Origin of the sequence: Glycocaulis alkaliphilus (assembly GCF_004000605.1) — a bacterium.
Classification (GTDB): Bacteria; Pseudomonadota; Alphaproteobacteria; order Caulobacterales; family Maricaulaceae; genus Glycocaulis; species Glycocaulis alkaliphilus.
The window spans coordinates 2,976,536-2,992,105 of the sequence record NZ_CP018911.1; the positions used below are offsets into that span (position 1 = coordinate 2,976,536).

Consider the following 15,570-nt stretch of genomic DNA (forward strand, 5'->3'; position numbering starts at 1 on the left):
CGCTTGCGTGAAAGGGGGGTGCGCGTCTAGACAGGCGCCACCCTTTGCACGGCTGCGGCGTGCGTCCAGACGGAGACAGCGATGACCTTCGGTCAGGCCCTGATTATCTATTTCATCATTCCGGTACTGAATATTCTCGTACTGCTCATCTTCGTGAACGTGGTGCTGAGCTGGCTGGTTGCGTTCAACGTCGTCAATCCGCGCAACCAGTTCGTCAACACGATCTGGCGCGCCACCAACGCCCTGACCGAGCCGGTCCTGTCTCCCATCCGCCGTATCCTGCCGCCGCTGGGCGGTATTGACCTGTCGCCGCTAGTCCTGCTGCTGATCATCTTCTTCGTGCGTGAATGGGTGATCATGGGGCAGATTTTCCCTCTTCTGGGCTAGCATCCGTGACCACACCTGATTTCATCCGGCATCGCGAAGGGCTTGCCAGCCTGATTGATGGCAAGCTGGCCTCGGCAGCGCTCGACAGCGCGGTGGCCGCCCAGAGCGCAGCACTTGCTGCGCGCATCGGACGCAAGCCTTGCCTCGCCGTGGTGCTGGTCGGCGATGATCCGGCCAGCCATGTCTATGTCCGCAACAAGGTGCGCCGCACCGAAGCGGCGGGCATGATCTCGCAGGAATTCCGCCGCCCCGATGACCTGGGCGAGGCAGAGCTGATCGCGCTGGTTGAAACGCTCAATGCCGACCCGGCAGTGGACGGCATTCTGGTGCAGATGCCCCTGCCCGCCCACATGGATGCCCGCCGCGTCGTGGAAGCCATCGACCCGGCCAAGGATGTGGACGGGCTGACCGCCACGAGCGCAGGCCGGCTGGTGCTGGGAGCCGACGGCTTGCGCCCCTGCACACCGTCGGGCTGCGTGTGGCTCGCCCGGCAGGCGCTGGGCGATCTGTCAGGCCTCCACACCGTTGTGATCGGGCGCTCCATCCTGGTCGGCAAGCCCGCCGCCCTGCTCTTCCTGGAGCAGGACTGCACCGTCACGCTGGCCCATTCGCGCACCCGCGATCTGCCCGAAGTCTGCCGCTCGGCAGACATTCTGGTCGCTGCCGTCGGCAGGCCGGAAATGGTGAAGGCCGACTGGATAAAGCCGGGTGCATGCGTGCTCGATGTCGGCATTAACCGCACCGATGCGGGGCTGGTCGGCGATGTCGCCTTTGGACCGAGTGAAAAGATCGCTGGCCATATAACGCCCGTTCCCGGTGGAATCGGCCCCATGACCATCGCCGTCCTGCTGGCCAATACGCTCAAAGCGGCAGCCGCACGCACAGGCGAAAAAATCACCGATCCGCTCCGCGGATAGGGCAGAAATTTACGCTTTGCTAAGCGCGGGCCAATAGCGTGAAAAACATGAACGCTGTTGCACAAACCACCCAGACCTTGCGCGTCCTCCACGTCGAGGATGACTTCGCCGACGCCATGCTGCTGCAGCAGGCATTGTGCGATGCGGGCGGCTATGAATTTGAACTGGAAGTTGTGCGCACGCTGAACGATGCCAAGCGCAAGCTGGCCCGGCGCCAGTTTGATCTGATCATCGTCGATCTGCGCCTGCCTGACTCCATAGACCCCACCGACACCGTACGCACCGCCGAAAAGATCGCCAAAGGCACGCCGGTTCTCGTCCTGACCGGATCAGCGCGGGTCGATGCCGAGGCATTGGGAGCGCACCTGACCATTCTGGACAAGAACGAGTTCTTCAACGGCAAGGACCGCACGGCAAGCTTCCGCCTGATGCGTAAAGTCCAGGACGCCGCCGACGACGCGCTGCACCTCTAGGCCGCCGGTCAGCCCTTTCCGTAAAGCATCGCCGCTCTAGCTCATCTCGTCATGAGCAACACTCTTGAATCCCTGCCTGAGCACTACCGCGCGATTGTAGTCGGCGCATCCGGCGGCATTGGCGGCGCGTTCGTACGCCAGCTTGCAGACGATCCACGCTGCGGCGAGGTGATCGCCCTGTCGCGGTCAGGCAGCGCGCCACAAGGGCCGAAGATCACCTCCGGCACCATCAACTTGGACGACCCGGCCAGCATCAAGGCGGCGCTGGAGCCGATTGCCGCTGACGGCCCCGTACATCTGGTGATCGTTGCCAGCGGCGTCCTGCATGGCGAGGGTTTCGGCCCGGAGAAGACATGGCGCCATCTGGATGCGTCCAGCATGGCCAGGCTGTTCGCTATCAACACGACCGGCCCGGCTCTGGTCGCAGCCGCCCTGCTGGACGCCCTGCCGCGCGAGGGCAAAGCGGTCTTTGCCGCCCTCTCGGCGCGCGTCGGTTCCATCTCCGACAACCGGCTGGGTGGCTGGCACGCCTATCGCGCGTCCAAGGCGGCGCTGAACCAGATCATCCGCACCTGCTCCATCGAGCTGGCAAGGAAGCGCCCGGAGGCGCTGATTGTCGGCCTGCACCCCGGCACGGTGGAAACGGCCCTCTCCGAGCCCTTCCGGCGCAATGTGCCCGACGCCAAGCTGTTCACGCCGGAACACAGCGCCGGACGCCTCCTCAAGGTCATCGACACGCTGACCCCTGACCACTCCGGACGTTGCTTTGATTTTGCCGGAGAGGAAGTGGCCCCCTAAAGAGACTTCAATACAGAAACCGACTCATGGTTAATGATTATTGATATTATTTGATCAAATGGGGCACACAATGTACGGTGTGTGTATTGAACACTCCGCGACGTTGTGAGGCGGAATTTGCGTAATACACCATTATCCGCGGCAGTTACTGCTGCATCTTTGAGCCTTCTGCTGGCAAGTTTTGCTGTTCTGACGTGGCTGTCATACACGCCTGCTGCCTTGCACAATCCGCCAGAGTCCGGTCTTGAGCGTTATGCGCTCGTCATAGGCGCCGCCCAGTATCGCAGACTGCCATCGCGGCCGGACTATGCGCAGCAGGCGCGCGCCATGGCACGCCATGCCGAGGATTCAGGCTATGCCCTGATCGGCGGCGGGCCGTTGATCAATCCCACCGAATACGAGCTGCGCCGTGCGATCGATATTCTGGGCCGGCTGACGGAAGGCGGAGCCGAGGCCTTCATCTATTTTGCCGGCCACGCCATCCCGGGACAGGACACGATCTTCCTGCTGTCGACCGATTCCGAACCGCCGCCGCTGGTACTGTACGCCGAAGGCGGCATGCGCCTTGAGGAGGCCTGGAGCCACCCTATTGGCAGCGGGCCGTCCAGCACCGTCATCGTCATCGAAACAGAAGGCGTGGGCGGGTTGCTCGGCGGCGGACTCTCCGCTGTTGGCACCGGGTTTGACACGCTTGAAGTTCCAGACAGCGTCACGGTAGCCGTCAGTGACCGGGGCGGGCCGGTCACGGTGGAAGGCAATGCGTTTCATCGTATTGGCCCGGACCGGCCGCGCCTCATCTTCGAGAGCCGCGAGCACACGCATGTCCGGCCGGCCTTCTTCACCCTCTCGCTGGTAGAGCTTCATCTGCTGGAGGCAGCCGACCTGACGGCCGCCCTCGAACTGGCGAGCCTGCATGTGCATGAACGCACATCCGGCCAACTCAGCCCGGTAATCTTCGACCGCGCCCTGTCCGACGCGGTCCCGCCGGTACGCAGCGAACCGCCAGCGATCGTGCTGGCCGAAACCGAACTCGTCATTGACGAGGCTCCGCCCCCCGAACTGGCCGGCAGCGCGAGCGTGATCGCCGATCTCGCCTTGCATGACACCACCGGCATCGTTCTGCCGGCCGTCCGCGCGGATAGCCGGGCAGGCCAGTCCGTCATCGAGCTGATCCAGATGTTCGAGGCGTTTCGCGGCGAGACCTATCTGGACGCTGCGGGGATTCCCACCATTGGCTACGGCCATACTGGCCGCGAGGCCCGGCCAGGCAATGTGATAACCCATGAACGCGCGGTTGAGCTTCTCATGGAGGATATCGACATCGCGGCGGCTGCGGTTGACGCAGCCGTGACCCGGCCCCTGACCGACAATCAGCGCAATGCCCTGATATCGCTTGTGTTCAACATTGGAGGCCAGGCCTTCCGCAATTCCACGCTTCTTCGGTTGATCAATAGCGACATCCGGTCGGTCAGCGCCGCCCAGTTCCTGCGCTGGGTACATGCGCGCGTGCCCGGCAGCGGGATGCGGGCCTTGCGAGGCCTGGAAAGCCGCCGCCAGCTGGAAGCCTTCCTGTTCCTCGTCGAGGAGGACAGCGTAACCGCGCGCGAGCTGATCATCTCCTTCGAGCCCTTCCGCGCCAGTGCCACACGGGTACGCAACTGTTCCTTCATCGGATATGGCCGCGCGCTCCAGCCCTGTGACGAGGAGTTCGACACCCAGATCAGCCAGGTAGAAGCGCTGCAGTATCTGCGCCGCGAGCTGGTCCAGATCGAGAGCGAACTGCGTTCCCTCGTCGGCGTTCCCGTCTCGCAGGCGCAGATGGTGGCACTGGTTTCATTCGTACACCAGAACGGGCTGGAGGCATTCGCGCACTCGCGCATCCTCGCGCGGCTCAATCAGGGCGAATATACCGGCGCGGCCAATGCGCTGCGCCTGCATAACGCCTTTACCGGCGCACCGGCCATGCAGGTAGGCCAGAGCCAGATCGAGCGGCGCGCGGCCGAATCCGCCCTCTTCTTCGCCCATGGCGGAGATTATGTGGTTGTTCCAAGGGAAGCAGCATCGTGACCCGTACATTGATGATAATTCTGTCGCTTGGCCTGATCGGTCTGATCTTCCTGACCGAAAGCTGGACCCCTCTCGGCTTTGCCCACGGGCTTCTCTATCTCATGCCGCTAATCCTGCTGCGCCATGAGCATCTGGCATTCCAGGCGGGGATGGCCGTGCTGATCACCCTGATGATCGCGATGGGGTATCTGGGCTCCCCGCCCGGCTTCCGCGAGGATTATGTCCTGCTTAACCGGGCGCTCTCGGCACTTGCGGTCTGGGCCATCGTGATCATACAGGCTGACGGGCGGGCGGCGGCGCTCGCTAGCTCACCGCCCGGTCGCGCCCCTTCCAGTACGGTTCCCGAAGAACGCGCTTGAGGATCTTGCCGGTCGGATTGCGCGGCAAAGCGTCAATGAAATCCACGCTTTTGGGCACCTTGTAGGCGGCGATGCGCTCCCTCGCATGCGCGATCAGGGCTTCCGGCGTCACATCTGATCCGGGCGCCTTCACGACAATCGCCTTCACCGCCTCGCCCCAGCGCTCGTCCGGCACACCGATCACGGCCACATCGGCCACGCCCGGATGGGAGAAGAGCGCATTTTCCACTTCCGCCGGGTAGATATTCTCGCCGCCGGAAATGATCATGTCCTTCACCCGGTCATGGATGAAGAGATAGCCATCCTTGTCGAGATAGCCCGCATCGCCGGACTTGAACCAGCCATCGGAATTGATCGCCTCTGCCGTGGCATCGGGCCGTTTCCAATAGCCTGTCATCAGGCTGGTGCCGCGTATCCACACCTCGCCCACCTCGCCTTGCGGGGCCGGCTTGCCATCCTCGCCCGCGACACGGATCTCGATACCGGCATTGGGTTTGCCCGCTGCGCGCAGCTTGCCGCGCGCCGGATCATGATCAGCCGGCGGCAAATGCACCGCCGCGCCATTGGTCTCGGTAAGGCCGTAGAACTGCAGAAAACCGCAATCGAAAACCTTGGCCGCTTTGAGCAGCAATTCTTCCGCAATCGGCGAGGCGCCATAGGCAACAAGCCTGAGCGAAGAAAAATCGCGCGGTTTCGCCGCGCTGGCCTGCACCAGAAACAGGATCACGGCTGGCACGAAGAAGCTGGTCTGGACCTTGTGCTGTTCGATGAGATCAAGGATCGCGACCGGATCAACTTCCTTGACGATGATATTCGTCGCCGCCTGATAGAAGCCCAGGAGCGCCCAGTTCGTGCCCGCCACGTGGAAATAGGGCATGGCGATGAGGTTCGGATCGCCCGGCTCCCACCGCACAAACCCGTCCTTCAGACCCTGCTCGAAGAGCGAGAGATACGCGCCGTGCGAGAGCACCACGCCCTTCGGGTTGCCCGTCGTGCCGGATGTGTAGAGCTGGAGCACATCCTCTTTCGGGTCCGTCTTCAGCATCGGATCGGTGCCGGACTGGCTGTCCCGCCAGCCGGTATAGCCCTTCCACTTGCCATGCCCGCCATCGAGCGCGATGACCGTGCGAAGCGAAGGCAGAGCAGGCAGAAGGCTCTCTACCAGAGGGTAGTATTCGGCATCAACAAACAGCGTGGTGACGCCCGCATCCTTCAGGATGAAGAGGATTTCCGGCCCGGCGAGGCGCCAGTTCACGCCCGTCAGCACGCATCGCGCCTTGGCCGCGCCAAAAAGAAGCTCGGCGAAATAATCGCTATTCTTGCCCAGATGGCCGATGCGCATGCCCGGCTCGCACCCCAGCGCGACCAGCCCATTGGCCACCCGGCTGGCGTGGCCATCCAACGCCGCATAGCTGGTCGTGCGATCCTGGAATATCTGCGCCGCTACTGTGCCGTTCACGCGCGCCTGCTGGCGCACGACATCGGCCATGGATACGAGCTTGCCCGCATCAATCATTCGCGTCTCCTCCCTCATTCGGGGTGGAGAACTTCGCCCCACCCCGGCCACTGACGGGCCTTTTAAGCGCGCGATGATAGGCAAAGCGGGGCGAAGGGGAAGGGGGTGGGTTTGCTAGGAAATTAGCTCAAGCCGAAGTAAGCTAGCGGCAGCTAATTGGTTATGGGATGAGGCGAGAATAAATTGAAACTCACAAAGTCTAATAGAATTAAAATGATTAAGAACATTGCCAGTCGAATGGAAGACGAAGACTGGACCTCTATCGATCTAACGTTGGGTCAGTTTTCGCTCCCGACGATCGATCAGTGGTCAGGCAATACAAACAGCTACATTGTGACCATGATACAAGACGCTGCCGATGAAACTCTGTGTGAATTAGCAGAACATTTTGGAATGGAGGTGCCACAGAAAAACGATGTAGAAAAGCAGGTTGAAGAACCAACTTGCTGGGAAGAAGGGAAACTACGTTTATTTATATCACATTTAACAGAGCACCGCGGAATGGCCGCGCAGTTGCAGGAGGATCTAAAACGATTAGGAATATCGGCTTTCGTGGCCCACAACGACATTACTCCTACCCATGAATGGGAGATGGAAATTCAAGCTGCGCTATCCTCCTGCCACCTTCTACTCGCAATCATACATCCCGGGTTCAAAGAAAGCGCTTGGTGCGATCAAGAAATTGGTTACGCCCTAGGACGCGGCGTCCCGGTCTTCACTGTTCGCTGCGGCGCTGATCCTCATGGCTTTGTAAGTAGATTCCAAGGATTTAACGGTAATGGTAAAAAATCTGCTCAGATTGCCGTTGAGATTTTTGAAGCAACAATAGAACATAAAAAACTTCAGTCTATTATGGCTAAAATACTAGTTGATCTTTTTGTAAAAAGCGGAAGCTTTCACACTGCAAAAATCAGAATTGAGTATTTAGAAAAATTAAAAGTATGGGAAGACAGTTTTAATTCCAGAATCGAACAGGCCCTAGAAGAGAACGATCAAATTTCCTACTCATGGGGTGTCCCTGATCGCGTTAGAGCGTTGCTAAAAAAATGGAGTTGAGCGCAACTCGCCCACTAGCTACGGGAAATGGTGCCGCTTGCGTGACTCGAACACGCGACCTACGCATTACGAATGCGTTGCTCTACCAGCTGAGCTAAAGCGGCCTTGCCACGTCATGGAACGGGCGTGTGCGGGGCGTGAGCCGGACGGCCCTCCCGCAACAGCGCGCAAACTATCCGCGAACGCGTGTCTTCGCAAGCGCGCTTGTGCGTGAGGTGGCGGCGGCGCGGTTTCGCACCTGACTGCCTCAGGTGATGACGTGTCATCCTCCGGTCGCGAAGCGATCCGGGGGACCCATGCCTCTTTTAGTTCCGCAACGCATCCCCCGGTCGTAGCCGGGGGCAGGCCGCGTTGCGATGTTCCGCGAATACCCGCCTGCGCGGGCACAGGCAGTCGCGGGCGCGCAGTCGCGCTTTTCAGGCCGCTTCGCGGCCTGCCCCCTAGCCCCCAACTCTCAGGCATGGGTGGCCCGGACACCCGCCTGCGCGGGCGCAGGCAAGCCGGGCCATGACAACTTGAGAGACTATTGGTGATGCCCCGTTTCCCCGACGAAAGTCGGGGCCCAGAAAGACTGGGCACCGGCGTGCGCCGGTGAAACGAAATCTGGGTTCCGGGTGTCGCTACGCTCCCCCGGAATGACGAGGGTAGGAGGGCGTATCTCGTAACCCCTACCCCGCCTTCGCTCTTATCGCCTCCACGACCGGCTTTGCCAGCGCATCGAAGAAGGCTTCGAGATGGTCGGCCGGGCGGGCGGCGGCAGCGTCATTGCCGATCACAATATGGGCGCAATCGGCATTGGGGTGCGTCCATTCATGGTGCATGGGGCGGACCGTCCCCAGATACTGGCCAACGACGGACTGGGCGGTGCGCCCGCGCTCATTCACATCACGCAGCAGGCGGCGGGCGAGGCGAATATCGTCGGGCGCATCGACATAGACGCGGATATCAAACAGCTCTTTGAGCCGCGCATCGCAGAACAGGTGAATACCCTCCACCAGCACGACATCCGCCGGCGCGATGCGGCGCGTATCGGCGCGGCGGCGGTGAATGGTGAAATCATAGATCGGCGCGTCCACGCTATCGCCGCGCCTGAGCGCGTCCAGATGCTCGGCCAGCAAAGCGTGATCGCGCGAGGCGGGATGATCGAAATTGAAGCGGGCGGCGTCAAAATCGGGCGAGGCACCGTGATCGCCGTAATAATCATCTTCGGCCATGACGAGCGCGCTCAGCGGCGCAATCGCGCGGGCGGCGGCGCGCGCAATCTCCGTCTTGCCGGAGGCTGATCCCCCGCTTACCCCCACGATCAGCCGTGCCATCCGCTAGTCCCTTAGCCCTTGTCGTCGTCATCAACGCCCGGATCATCGGGCGCAAAGCGCGGACCCGCAGCCGGGGTCTCCTCGCGCTGTCTCGTTTCCCGGTCTGGTAAAGGGGCCGGCGCGATGATGACAGGAGCCGTGTCAGTGGCAGGCGGTTCTTTTGCAGCCGGTTTGGGCGCCTCCAGCAGCACCCGGTCCGGGATGGCCTCGGCGATCATCTCGAAGCGCTCATGGCGCGGATGGATCAGCCGTTCTTCATCGCCCCAGGCATAGACAAGGCGCTGCCAGTCGCTTTCGGCAAAATTGAAGGCTTCGCCGTCGCCATCAATGTCCGACCAGTCCGGTTCGCCGGGCGCATGGGCGGCGCGGGCGAGATAGCGCTGGGCAGCGTCCTCATCGCCCTCAAGACGCGTCAGGCGGGCTGCCAGCGTACACACGCGCGCCGAGAGGGGCGTTTCAGCCAGTAGCGGCGTAATGGCGCTGCGCGCGGCCTCGATATTGCGCTGCTGCAGGGCAATACCGGTCAGCAGCAGGCGCGATTCCCGGTTGTCGGGATTGAACTCGGCGAGCGTACGCAGGCGCGCCGCCTTCTTGGCCGCCGTATCGGATTTGCGAAGCTCACCATAGGCCCGTGCAATCGCCGGGTGGGGCCGCAGCCGCCAGGCGGTTTCGAGGATGTCTGCCGCCTTGCGGTGGCGGCGGCGCGCGGGCAGCAGATCGCCTGCCAGCACGGCGGCGGGCGCAAAGCCGGGCGAGGCAGTCGCTGCCTTCTCGGCGAGCTCTGCGGCCTTCTCAGCATCGCTCTGGCGGGTCTGGCGTGCCTTGACAGTGAGGATCACCGCCCGGCGGCGCGCGGCGCTGTCCGGCGCGATATGGCGGCGCTTCTCGCCTTCGGAGAGGGTTTCCAGCGCCTCGTCCCAGCGCGCGGCGGCAATTTGCGCATTGAACAGGCTATCAAACGCCCAGCGGGCGGTGCGGGCCTCGGCAAACGCCTTGCCCGCATGGGTTATGACATTGCCGGTCTCGCCTTGTGTTTCGGCCAGCACGGAGAGGCCACGATGGGCGACGAGACGCGTTTTCGGGTCTTCCAGCAGGGCTTCGTAATGTCCGCGTGCGGCCAGAAGATTGCCTGCGGCCTCTGCGGCTCTGGCAGCCAGCAGACGCGACAGGGCAGGCCGCTCCAGCAGGGCATCAGCGCGTGCCGCCTGACGCACGGCCAGCTCGCCTTCACCTGCCGCAGCGGCAATCAGCGCGCGTTCCAGCGCATCAACGCCCTGTTCGCGGCGGCGGCGCTGGCGCAGCTTGCGCCAGGCATCGGGCGCGCCCCACATCTTCGCGATCAGCCACCACAGCACGGTCAGAACGAAGGCCGCAACGATCAGCACGCCCATGAAGAGCGCAAAGCTGGTCTCGGCCTGCCAGCCAAGGAACTCAAAACTGGCCGTGCCGGGGTTCAAGGTCAGCCAGACGGCGAGGATCGCCGTGACGACGCACAAGGCAACAGTGAGGATAAGGCGGATCATGGCGTGCTCCTGCCCGGAGTGGCATCGCTGCTGAGCGCATTGCGCAGTGTGATGAGGGCGGCCTCGATTTCAAGGCGGGCGCGGGCGCGAACCAGCCAGTCAGACGCCGCTTCGGCTGCCGGGCCGTCGAGGCGCCCTGCCGCCTCCGCCGCGCCAGACAGATCGCCGCGCGCAAGGCGGTTTTCAGCCTGCGCTACCAGAGCCAGCGCGCTATCAGGGCTGGTATCGGCAGGGCGGATTTCAAACAGACCCAGAAAGCGCCGCGTCTCGCCGGAGGCGGAGCGGATCGCCGCTGCGGGGAAGCTGTCTGCCAACTCATCAGACGATGGCACGCCCCGGCGCGCATGAGGCTGCAGGGCGGCAAGGCCCGGCGCGTTTGGCCAGAGCCGGGCCATATTGGCGCGCTCGGCCTCAAAACTCTCTGAGCCTTGCGCCGCTTCGCGTAAAGCGGTGAACGCCAGAATGCGCGCCGCCGACCGCTCGACAGCCTCTGCCTCACCGCCCGCGCTGGCTTCAGCCTCGCTCAGCCGGGCTTCAAGGGCATCAAGCCGGGCCTGCATGCTCTCATCACGCGAGGCCAGGGCATCGCGCATCTGCTCTGACAACGCCCCGGACGCTTCATCCTGCCGCGCCGACAGGGCCGCCAGGCCTGCCTCAGCCTGTTGTGCAGTTTCGTTCAGACGCCTCTCAAGGGCCGCAACCGCGTCTTCCAGCGGGGCAAGATCAACCTCCCCGTCACCAGCCACAGGCCGGTTTTCAATGGCACTGCGCAGACCATCGATCTCGGCGCGAAGCCCCGCTTCGCGCTCATCCAGCAATGCCTCCAGCGCGGCCTCATCAAGCCCGGCGCCCGTCTCTCCCGCCGGGCGTGCCTCCACCGCCTCCACACGCTCTTCCAGCGCGCGTATTTCGCTGTCGAATGTGCGCAAGGCTTCGGTCGGCACCATTTCGGTCAGCGGCCGGTCTTCTGCCGCGTTCAGGCGCGCGTCCAGCCCTGCCAGCTGGCTTTCCAGCCGGGCGATCTCTGCGCTGGCTTCTGCCGGAGCGCCCTCCCGGTTGAGGCCCGCTGCAAACCAGCCCGCAGCCCCGCCAACACCGCCTGCCAGCACCAGCGCCAGTACAAAACCGGCAAGACGCATCGCCGCCTTGCCGCCGCCGGAGCGCTTTTCAGGCTTTGCCGGTTCAAATTCGGCATCGATCGGCTCAGCCTCGCCGGGCGGAGGGGTGTCTTCAGGGGAGTCCGCGTGCATGATCGGGTCTTCGCGCCTTTGGTTCTGCGTCTTGCTCACTCTAGGGTGCGCCGCGCCGCTTCGCCAGTTCATCAAGCGCGGCCAGAAGACTGCCTTCAGCAGGTTGTGCCGCGATACGCACGTTCAGACCGCGCGTGTGCAACGGAACAGCGGCGCGCTCCGATATGGCGATGAACTCCAGACGCGCGAGGGCAGCAGTGAGTTCCGCCGCATTCACAAGCGCCAGAAAACGCTCCGCTCCCCGCGCAGAGTGGATGAGCACGATGGCCGGACCATCTGCAAGCGCCTCTCTGGCACGCGCTGTCAGGCCCCGCGCCAGCCGGGTTCGGTAAACGGTGCGGGTCGTGGCGCGGAGGCCGGAAACCTCCAGCATGCCCGCCAGATCACCTGCCCGGTCCTCCCCGCTCAAATGCAGGACATGACGGCCTACGGGCAGGTCTCGCGCGATGGTCCGCGCCAGCGCTTCGGCATCGCCGTCTGCGCTGGTGACGGACGCAAAACCAGCCTCGCGCGCGGCCTTTGCCGTGCCTTCACCAACGGCGAACACCGGCAGATGAAGCAGCGGTCTGACATCACGCACGGCCCGCAGCGCATTGGCGCTGGTCAGGGCCAGCGCATCCACGCCATCAGCGCCAATCACTGCACGCGAGCGCACGACTTGCGAAACCGGGCAGGCTATCGCGATGAAGCCCATTGCCCGGACGGCCCGGGCGGTGCGGGCATTGCCCGGCTGGGTGCGCGTGATGATGACCGGCAGGCCGGGTTTCATGACCCTGTGCCGGTAAGGATGGCCTCCACCGCCGCGCCTCCATCCTTGCGCAGGGCCTCTCCCAGAGACAGGCCGAAGGCGCGCGCCGCTTCAACCGTGTCGATTCCGGTTCGCGTATCATTCATGCGCCAGCGCTGCGATCCGTCAGGTTTCAGCACTTCGGCTGTCAGATGGAGCGTATCGCCCTCAAACACGCCATGCGCCGCCAAAGGCGTGCGGCAGGACCCGTCCAGCGCTTCCAGCACGCCGCGCTCGGCTGCGATGGCAAGGGCGGTGGGGGCATGGTTCAGCGGGGCGAGGGCCACGCGGGCCGCATCATCATCGCTGCGGATCGTCACACCGATAGCGCCCTGCGCCGGGGCAGGCAGGCTGTGTGCGAAATCAAGGCCCGGCCAGTCCCCTTCCGGGCGGCCCAGCCGTTTCAGTCCCGCCTTGGCGAGGAAGGTCGCAGCGATCGGCCCGTCTTTGAGCCTCTGCAGGCGTGTGCCGACATTACCGCGTAGAAGCGTGATCTGAAGGTCTGGCCGGGCATGAAGCGCCTGTGCCTGACGCCGCAAGGAGGCTGTGCCGATTAGCGCCCCTTGGGGCAGGCTCTTCAGCGTGCCGGGTCCCGAAGCGGTCAGCAATATGTCTGACGGGTCTTCGCGTTCGAGCACACAAGCCAGCTCCAGCCCGTCCGGCAGATGGGTGGGCACATCCTTCATCGAATGGACCGCAAAGGCCGCCTCGCCGTCCAGCTGCGCGCGGTCCAGCTCGCGGGTAAAGAGCCCCTTGCCGCCAGCATCCAGCAGCGCCCGGTCGGTAATCTGGTCGCCCGTGGTGACAAGGCCAAGGATCGGAAAACCTGCTTCGGCGTCGCTAACACCGTGCGCAGCGGCGAGGCGTGCCTGCACCATCAGCGCCTGCGCCATGGCCAGCGGAGAGGTGCGGGTGGCGAGCGCCATGACGGGCAGGGAAGCGGTCAAGATGATCTCCGTGAGTTGTCAGCCTGCCGGAGCGGCGCTAACGGATGGGTATGGCGTTATCCCATACCCACCCCGGCGCGCAAGAAGCCCAGCCCGTTACCGTGCTGGGCCTTGAATCGAGCTGTGATGACAGCGCGGCGGCGATTCTGCGCCTGAACCCTGACGGAAGCACGCAAGTTCTGGCCGAGCGCGTCGTCAACCAGAATAGCGATCATGCCCCCTTTGGCGGCGTGGTGCCGGAGATTGCCGCGCGCAGCCATGCCGAACGCATGGACCATTTGGCCCGCGAGGTGATGGAGGAGGCAGGGCTGGGCTTTGACGCGCTGGACGCCATCGCGGCCACCGCCGGTCCCGGCCTGATTGGCGGGGTGATGGCCGCACTTATGACCGCAAAAGGACTGGCGCTCGGTTCGGGGAAGCCGCTGATCGCCGTCAATCATCTCGAAGGCCATGCGCTTTCCCCGCGCCTTGTCGAACCGCTTCCCTTTCCCTGGCTGCTTTTGCTGGTCTCCGGCGGGCATACCCAGCTTTTGAGCGTGGACGGTGTGGGGCAGATGACCCGGCTCGGCTCCACCATTGATGACGCGGCCGGTGAAGCCTTCGACAAGTCCGCCAAGGTGCTGGGCCTTGGGTTTCCGGGCGGACCTGCGCTGGAAAAGCTCGCGGCGAAAGTAACCGACCCGTCACGCTTCCCCCTGCCGCGCATGCTGGCCCACGACAAGTCCTGCAATTTCTCGTTCGCGGGCCTGAAAACAGCCGTGAAGCGCAGCTTTGACGCGCTGGAAAGCCCTGACGACACAGACAAGGCCGACCTTGCCGCCGCTGCGCAGTCTGCCATCGCCGCGCATCTGGCCGAGCGCACAGGCCGGGCGCTGGATATGTATGCAGAGCAAAACCCTCAAGGCCGGGTGCTGGTCGCGGCGGGCGGTGTAGCCGCCAACCGGGCCGTGCGCGACACACTGGTGAAAGAGGCCGAGGCACGAGGCTTCCGTACACTCTTCCCGCCTCTGAAATACTGTACCGATAATGCCGCGATGATTGCGCTGGCGGGCGCGGAGCGTTTGCGCCTCGGCATCACTGATGATCTTACCGTACCGGCACGCGCGCGCTGGCCGCTGGATTACGGTGCCGCCAGCGATGATCCGCTGCTAGGGTCTGGCAAGAAGGGGCCAAAGGCATGAGCGCAAGACTGGGCATTATCGGGGCAGGCGCCTGGGGTACGGCGCTGGCGCAGGCGGCAGCGCGCGCCGGCACGCCCTCTATCCTCTGGGCGTTCGAGCCGGAAGTGGCAAAAGCCATCAACGAAACCCGTGAAAACCCGGCCTTCCTCAAAGGCGTGACGCTCGACGCGTCCATCCACGCCACCAATGATGCCGCAGACCTCTCGGCCTGCGATGCCTGGCTGGTCGTCACCCCTGCCCAGCACATGCGCGCCAGCCTTGAGGCGTTCGGCGGGCATCTCAAACCCGGCACGCCCGTCGCGCTGTGCTCCAAGGGCATTGAGCGTGGCACATTGAAACTAATGAGCGATGTGCTGGCCGAAACCCTCCCCTCAGCCATTCCCGCCGTCCTCTCCGGCCCGTCCTTTGCCGCCGATGTGGCGCGCGGCCTGCCGACGGCCGTGACGCTCGCCTGCACCGATGCGGGCGCAGGCGAAAAGCTCATCAAGATGATCGGTTCGGCAAGCTTCCGCCCCTATCTGGCGGATGATCTGATCGGCGCGGAGATTGGCGGCTCGGTGAAGAATGTGCTCGCCATCGCCGCCGGGATCGTCGAAGGGCGCGGGCTTGGCAAATCAGCCCACGCTGCCCTCATCGCGCGCGGATTTGCCGAGATGACGCGCCTCGCCGTAGCGCTGGGCGCGCAGCGTGAAACCCTCACCGGGCTTTGCGGGCTGGGCGATCTGGTGCTCACCTGCTCCTCGCCGCAATCGCGCAATATGTCGTGCGGGCTGGCGCTGGGCCGGGGCGAGGCGCTGGCAGACATCATGGCCGCGCGCAATTCCGTGACAGAGGGGGTGGCAACGGCGCCGGCGGTGATGGAGCTGGCTGCACGCCATGGCATCGACATGCCGATCTGCGAGGCCGTGGCCGCGATTGTAGGCGGCAGGGCGAGCGTCGATGACGCCATCAACGCCTTGCTCTCACGTCCCTTCACCAGCGAGGGCGCGTGAG

General features: G+C 63.8%; 15 protein-coding genes and 1 tRNA gene. 9 read left to right on the top strand and 7 right to left on the bottom strand.

Translation table 11 applies throughout. The features are described 5' to 3' along the window. The first annotated feature begins 81 nt into the window (after window positions 1–81). From X907_RS14175 to X907_RS14200, 6 genes are all read left to right on the top strand, one after another. The gene (locus X907_RS14175; RefSeq protein ID WP_127569118.1) at window positions 82–387 is read left to right on the top strand and encodes a YggT family protein; all 306 of its coding nucleotides are present in this window, start codon (window positions 82–84) and stop codon (window positions 385–387) included. Between the two features lie 5 nt (window positions 388–392). Further along, complete coding sequence (locus X907_RS14180; RefSeq protein ID WP_233352417.1) at window positions 393–1,304, top strand: bifunctional 5,10-methylenetetrahydrofolate dehydrogenase/5,10-methenyltetrahydrofolate cyclohydrolase; 912 nt, start codon at window positions 393–395, stop codon at window positions 1,302–1,304. Between the two features lie 47 nt (window positions 1,305–1,351). Continuing rightward, window positions 1,352–1,777 (top strand): response regulator, encoded by a 426-nt coding sequence (locus tag X907_RS14185; RefSeq protein WP_127569122.1) that lies wholly within the window; start codon window positions 1,352–1,354, stop codon window positions 1,775–1,777. A gap of 51 nt (window positions 1,778–1,828) precedes the next feature. Then, on the top strand, window positions 1,829–2,575 hold the full coding sequence (locus X907_RS14190; RefSeq protein ID WP_127569124.1) for an SDR family NAD(P)-dependent oxidoreductase: 747 nt from the start codon (window positions 1,829–1,831) through the stop codon (window positions 2,573–2,575). Between the two features lie 159 nt (window positions 2,576–2,734). Next, window positions 2,735–4,642, top strand: a complete 1,908-nt coding sequence (locus tag X907_RS14645) for a lysozyme (protein WP_233352419.1) — start codon at window positions 2,735–2,737, stop codon at window positions 4,640–4,642. Then, window positions 4,639–5,001 (top strand): hypothetical protein, encoded by a 363-nt coding sequence (locus tag X907_RS14200; protein ID WP_127569126.1) that lies wholly within the window; start codon window positions 4,639–4,641, stop codon window positions 4,999–5,001. Before X907_RS14645 ends, X907_RS14200 begins: the two co-directional genes overlap by 4 nt. On the opposite strand, the gene X907_RS14205 is transcribed toward X907_RS14200, so the two are convergent. Beyond that, on the bottom strand, window positions 4,946–6,517 hold the full coding sequence (locus X907_RS14205) for a long-chain-fatty-acid--CoA ligase (RefSeq protein ID WP_127569128.1): 1,572 nt from the start codon (window positions 6,515–6,517) through the stop codon (window positions 4,946–4,948). The two genes, X907_RS14200 and X907_RS14205, sit on opposite strands and share 56 nt — an antisense overlap. Before the next feature lie 183 nt (window positions 6,518–6,700). Between X907_RS14205 and X907_RS14210 the strand changes: the two genes are divergently transcribed. Then, complete coding sequence (locus tag X907_RS14210; RefSeq protein ID WP_127569130.1) at window positions 6,701–7,573, top strand: toll/interleukin-1 receptor domain-containing protein; 873 nt, start codon at window positions 6,701–6,703, stop codon at window positions 7,571–7,573. A gap of 28 nt (window positions 7,574–7,601) precedes the next feature. On the opposite strand, the gene X907_RS14215 is transcribed toward X907_RS14210, so the two are convergent. From X907_RS14215 to hemC, 6 genes are all read right to left on the bottom strand, one after another. Beyond that, window positions 7,602–7,677, bottom strand: a tRNA-Thr gene (locus X907_RS14215). Between the two features lie 564 nt (window positions 7,678–8,241). Further along, the gene (udk, locus tag X907_RS14220; RefSeq protein WP_127569132.1) at window positions 8,242–8,889 is read right to left on the bottom strand and encodes a uridine kinase; all 648 of its coding nucleotides are present in this window, start codon (window positions 8,887–8,889) and stop codon (window positions 8,242–8,244) included. An 11-nt stretch (window positions 8,890–8,900) separates the two neighbouring features. Then, complete coding sequence (locus X907_RS14225; RefSeq protein ID WP_127569134.1) at window positions 8,901–10,412, bottom strand: heme biosynthesis protein HemY; 1,512 nt, start codon at window positions 10,410–10,412, stop codon at window positions 8,901–8,903. After that, window positions 10,409–11,662 carry a COG4223 family protein gene (locus X907_RS14230; protein WP_170175582.1) on the bottom strand — a complete coding sequence of 418 codons (1,254 nt, stop codon included), beginning with the start codon at window positions 11,660–11,662 and terminating at the stop codon, window positions 10,409–10,411. Before X907_RS14230 ends, X907_RS14225 begins: the two co-directional genes overlap by 4 nt. A 40-nt stretch (window positions 11,663–11,702) precedes the next feature. Next, a complete protein-coding gene (locus tag X907_RS14235) occupies window positions 11,703–12,431 on the bottom strand; it encodes a uroporphyrinogen-III synthase (protein WP_127569138.1) in 729 nt (242 codons plus the stop codon). After that, window positions 12,428–13,396, bottom strand: coding sequence for a hydroxymethylbilane synthase (hemC, locus tag X907_RS14240; protein WP_233352421.1), 969 nt, complete (start codon window positions 13,394–13,396; stop codon window positions 12,428–12,430). The genes X907_RS14235 and hemC overlap by 4 nt, the downstream gene beginning before the upstream one ends. Window positions 13,397–13,446: 50 nt before the next feature. Between hemC and tsaD the strand changes: the two genes are divergently transcribed. After that, window positions 13,447–14,577 (top strand): tRNA (adenosine(37)-N6)-threonylcarbamoyltransferase complex transferase subunit TsaD, encoded by a 1,131-nt coding sequence (gene tsaD / locus X907_RS14245; protein WP_127569140.1) that lies wholly within the window; start codon window positions 13,447–13,449, stop codon window positions 14,575–14,577. Then, complete coding sequence (locus X907_RS14250) at window positions 14,574–15,569, top strand: NAD(P)H-dependent glycerol-3-phosphate dehydrogenase (protein WP_127569142.1); 996 nt, start codon at window positions 14,574–14,576, stop codon at window positions 15,567–15,569. Before tsaD ends, X907_RS14250 begins: the two co-directional genes overlap by 4 nt. Window position 15,570: the final 1 nt, after the last annotated feature.

Bases quoted from the DNA above. Each gene is read 5' to 3' on its own strand.
- X907_RS14250 (WP_127569142.1), top strand. From the start codon at position 14,574: ATGAGCGCAAGACTGGGCATTATCGGGGCAGGCGCCTGGGGTACGGCG.
- X907_RS14190 (WP_127569124.1), top strand. From the start codon at position 1,829: ATGAGCAACACTCTTGAATCCCTGCCTGAGCACTACCGCGCGATTGTA.
- X907_RS14175 (WP_127569118.1), top strand. From the start codon at position 82: ATGACCTTCGGTCAGGCCCTGATTATCTATTTCATCATTCCGGTACTG.
- X907_RS14185 (WP_127569122.1), top strand. From the start codon at position 1,352: ATGAACGCTGTTGCACAAACCACCCAGACCTTGCGCGTCCTCCACGTC.
- X907_RS14230 (WP_170175582.1), bottom strand. From the start codon at position 11,662: ATGCACGCGGACTCCCCTGAAGACACCCCTCCGCCCGGCGAGGCTGAG.
- tsaD (WP_127569140.1), top strand. From the start codon at position 13,447: ATGGCGTTATCCCATACCCACCCCGGCGCGCAAGAAGCCCAGCCCGTT.
- X907_RS14205 (WP_127569128.1), bottom strand. From the start codon at position 6,517: ATGATTGATGCGGGCAAGCTCGTATCCATGGCCGATGTCGTGCGCCAG.
- udk (WP_127569132.1), bottom strand. From the start codon at position 8,889: ATGGCACGGCTGATCGTGGGGGTAAGCGGGGGATCAGCCTCCGGCAAG.
- X907_RS14235 (WP_127569138.1), bottom strand. From the start codon at position 12,431: ATGAAACCCGGCCTGCCGGTCATCATCACGCGCACCCAGCCGGGCAAT.
- X907_RS14225 (WP_127569134.1), bottom strand. From the start codon at position 10,412: ATGATCCGCCTTATCCTCACTGTTGCCTTGTGCGTCGTCACGGCGATC.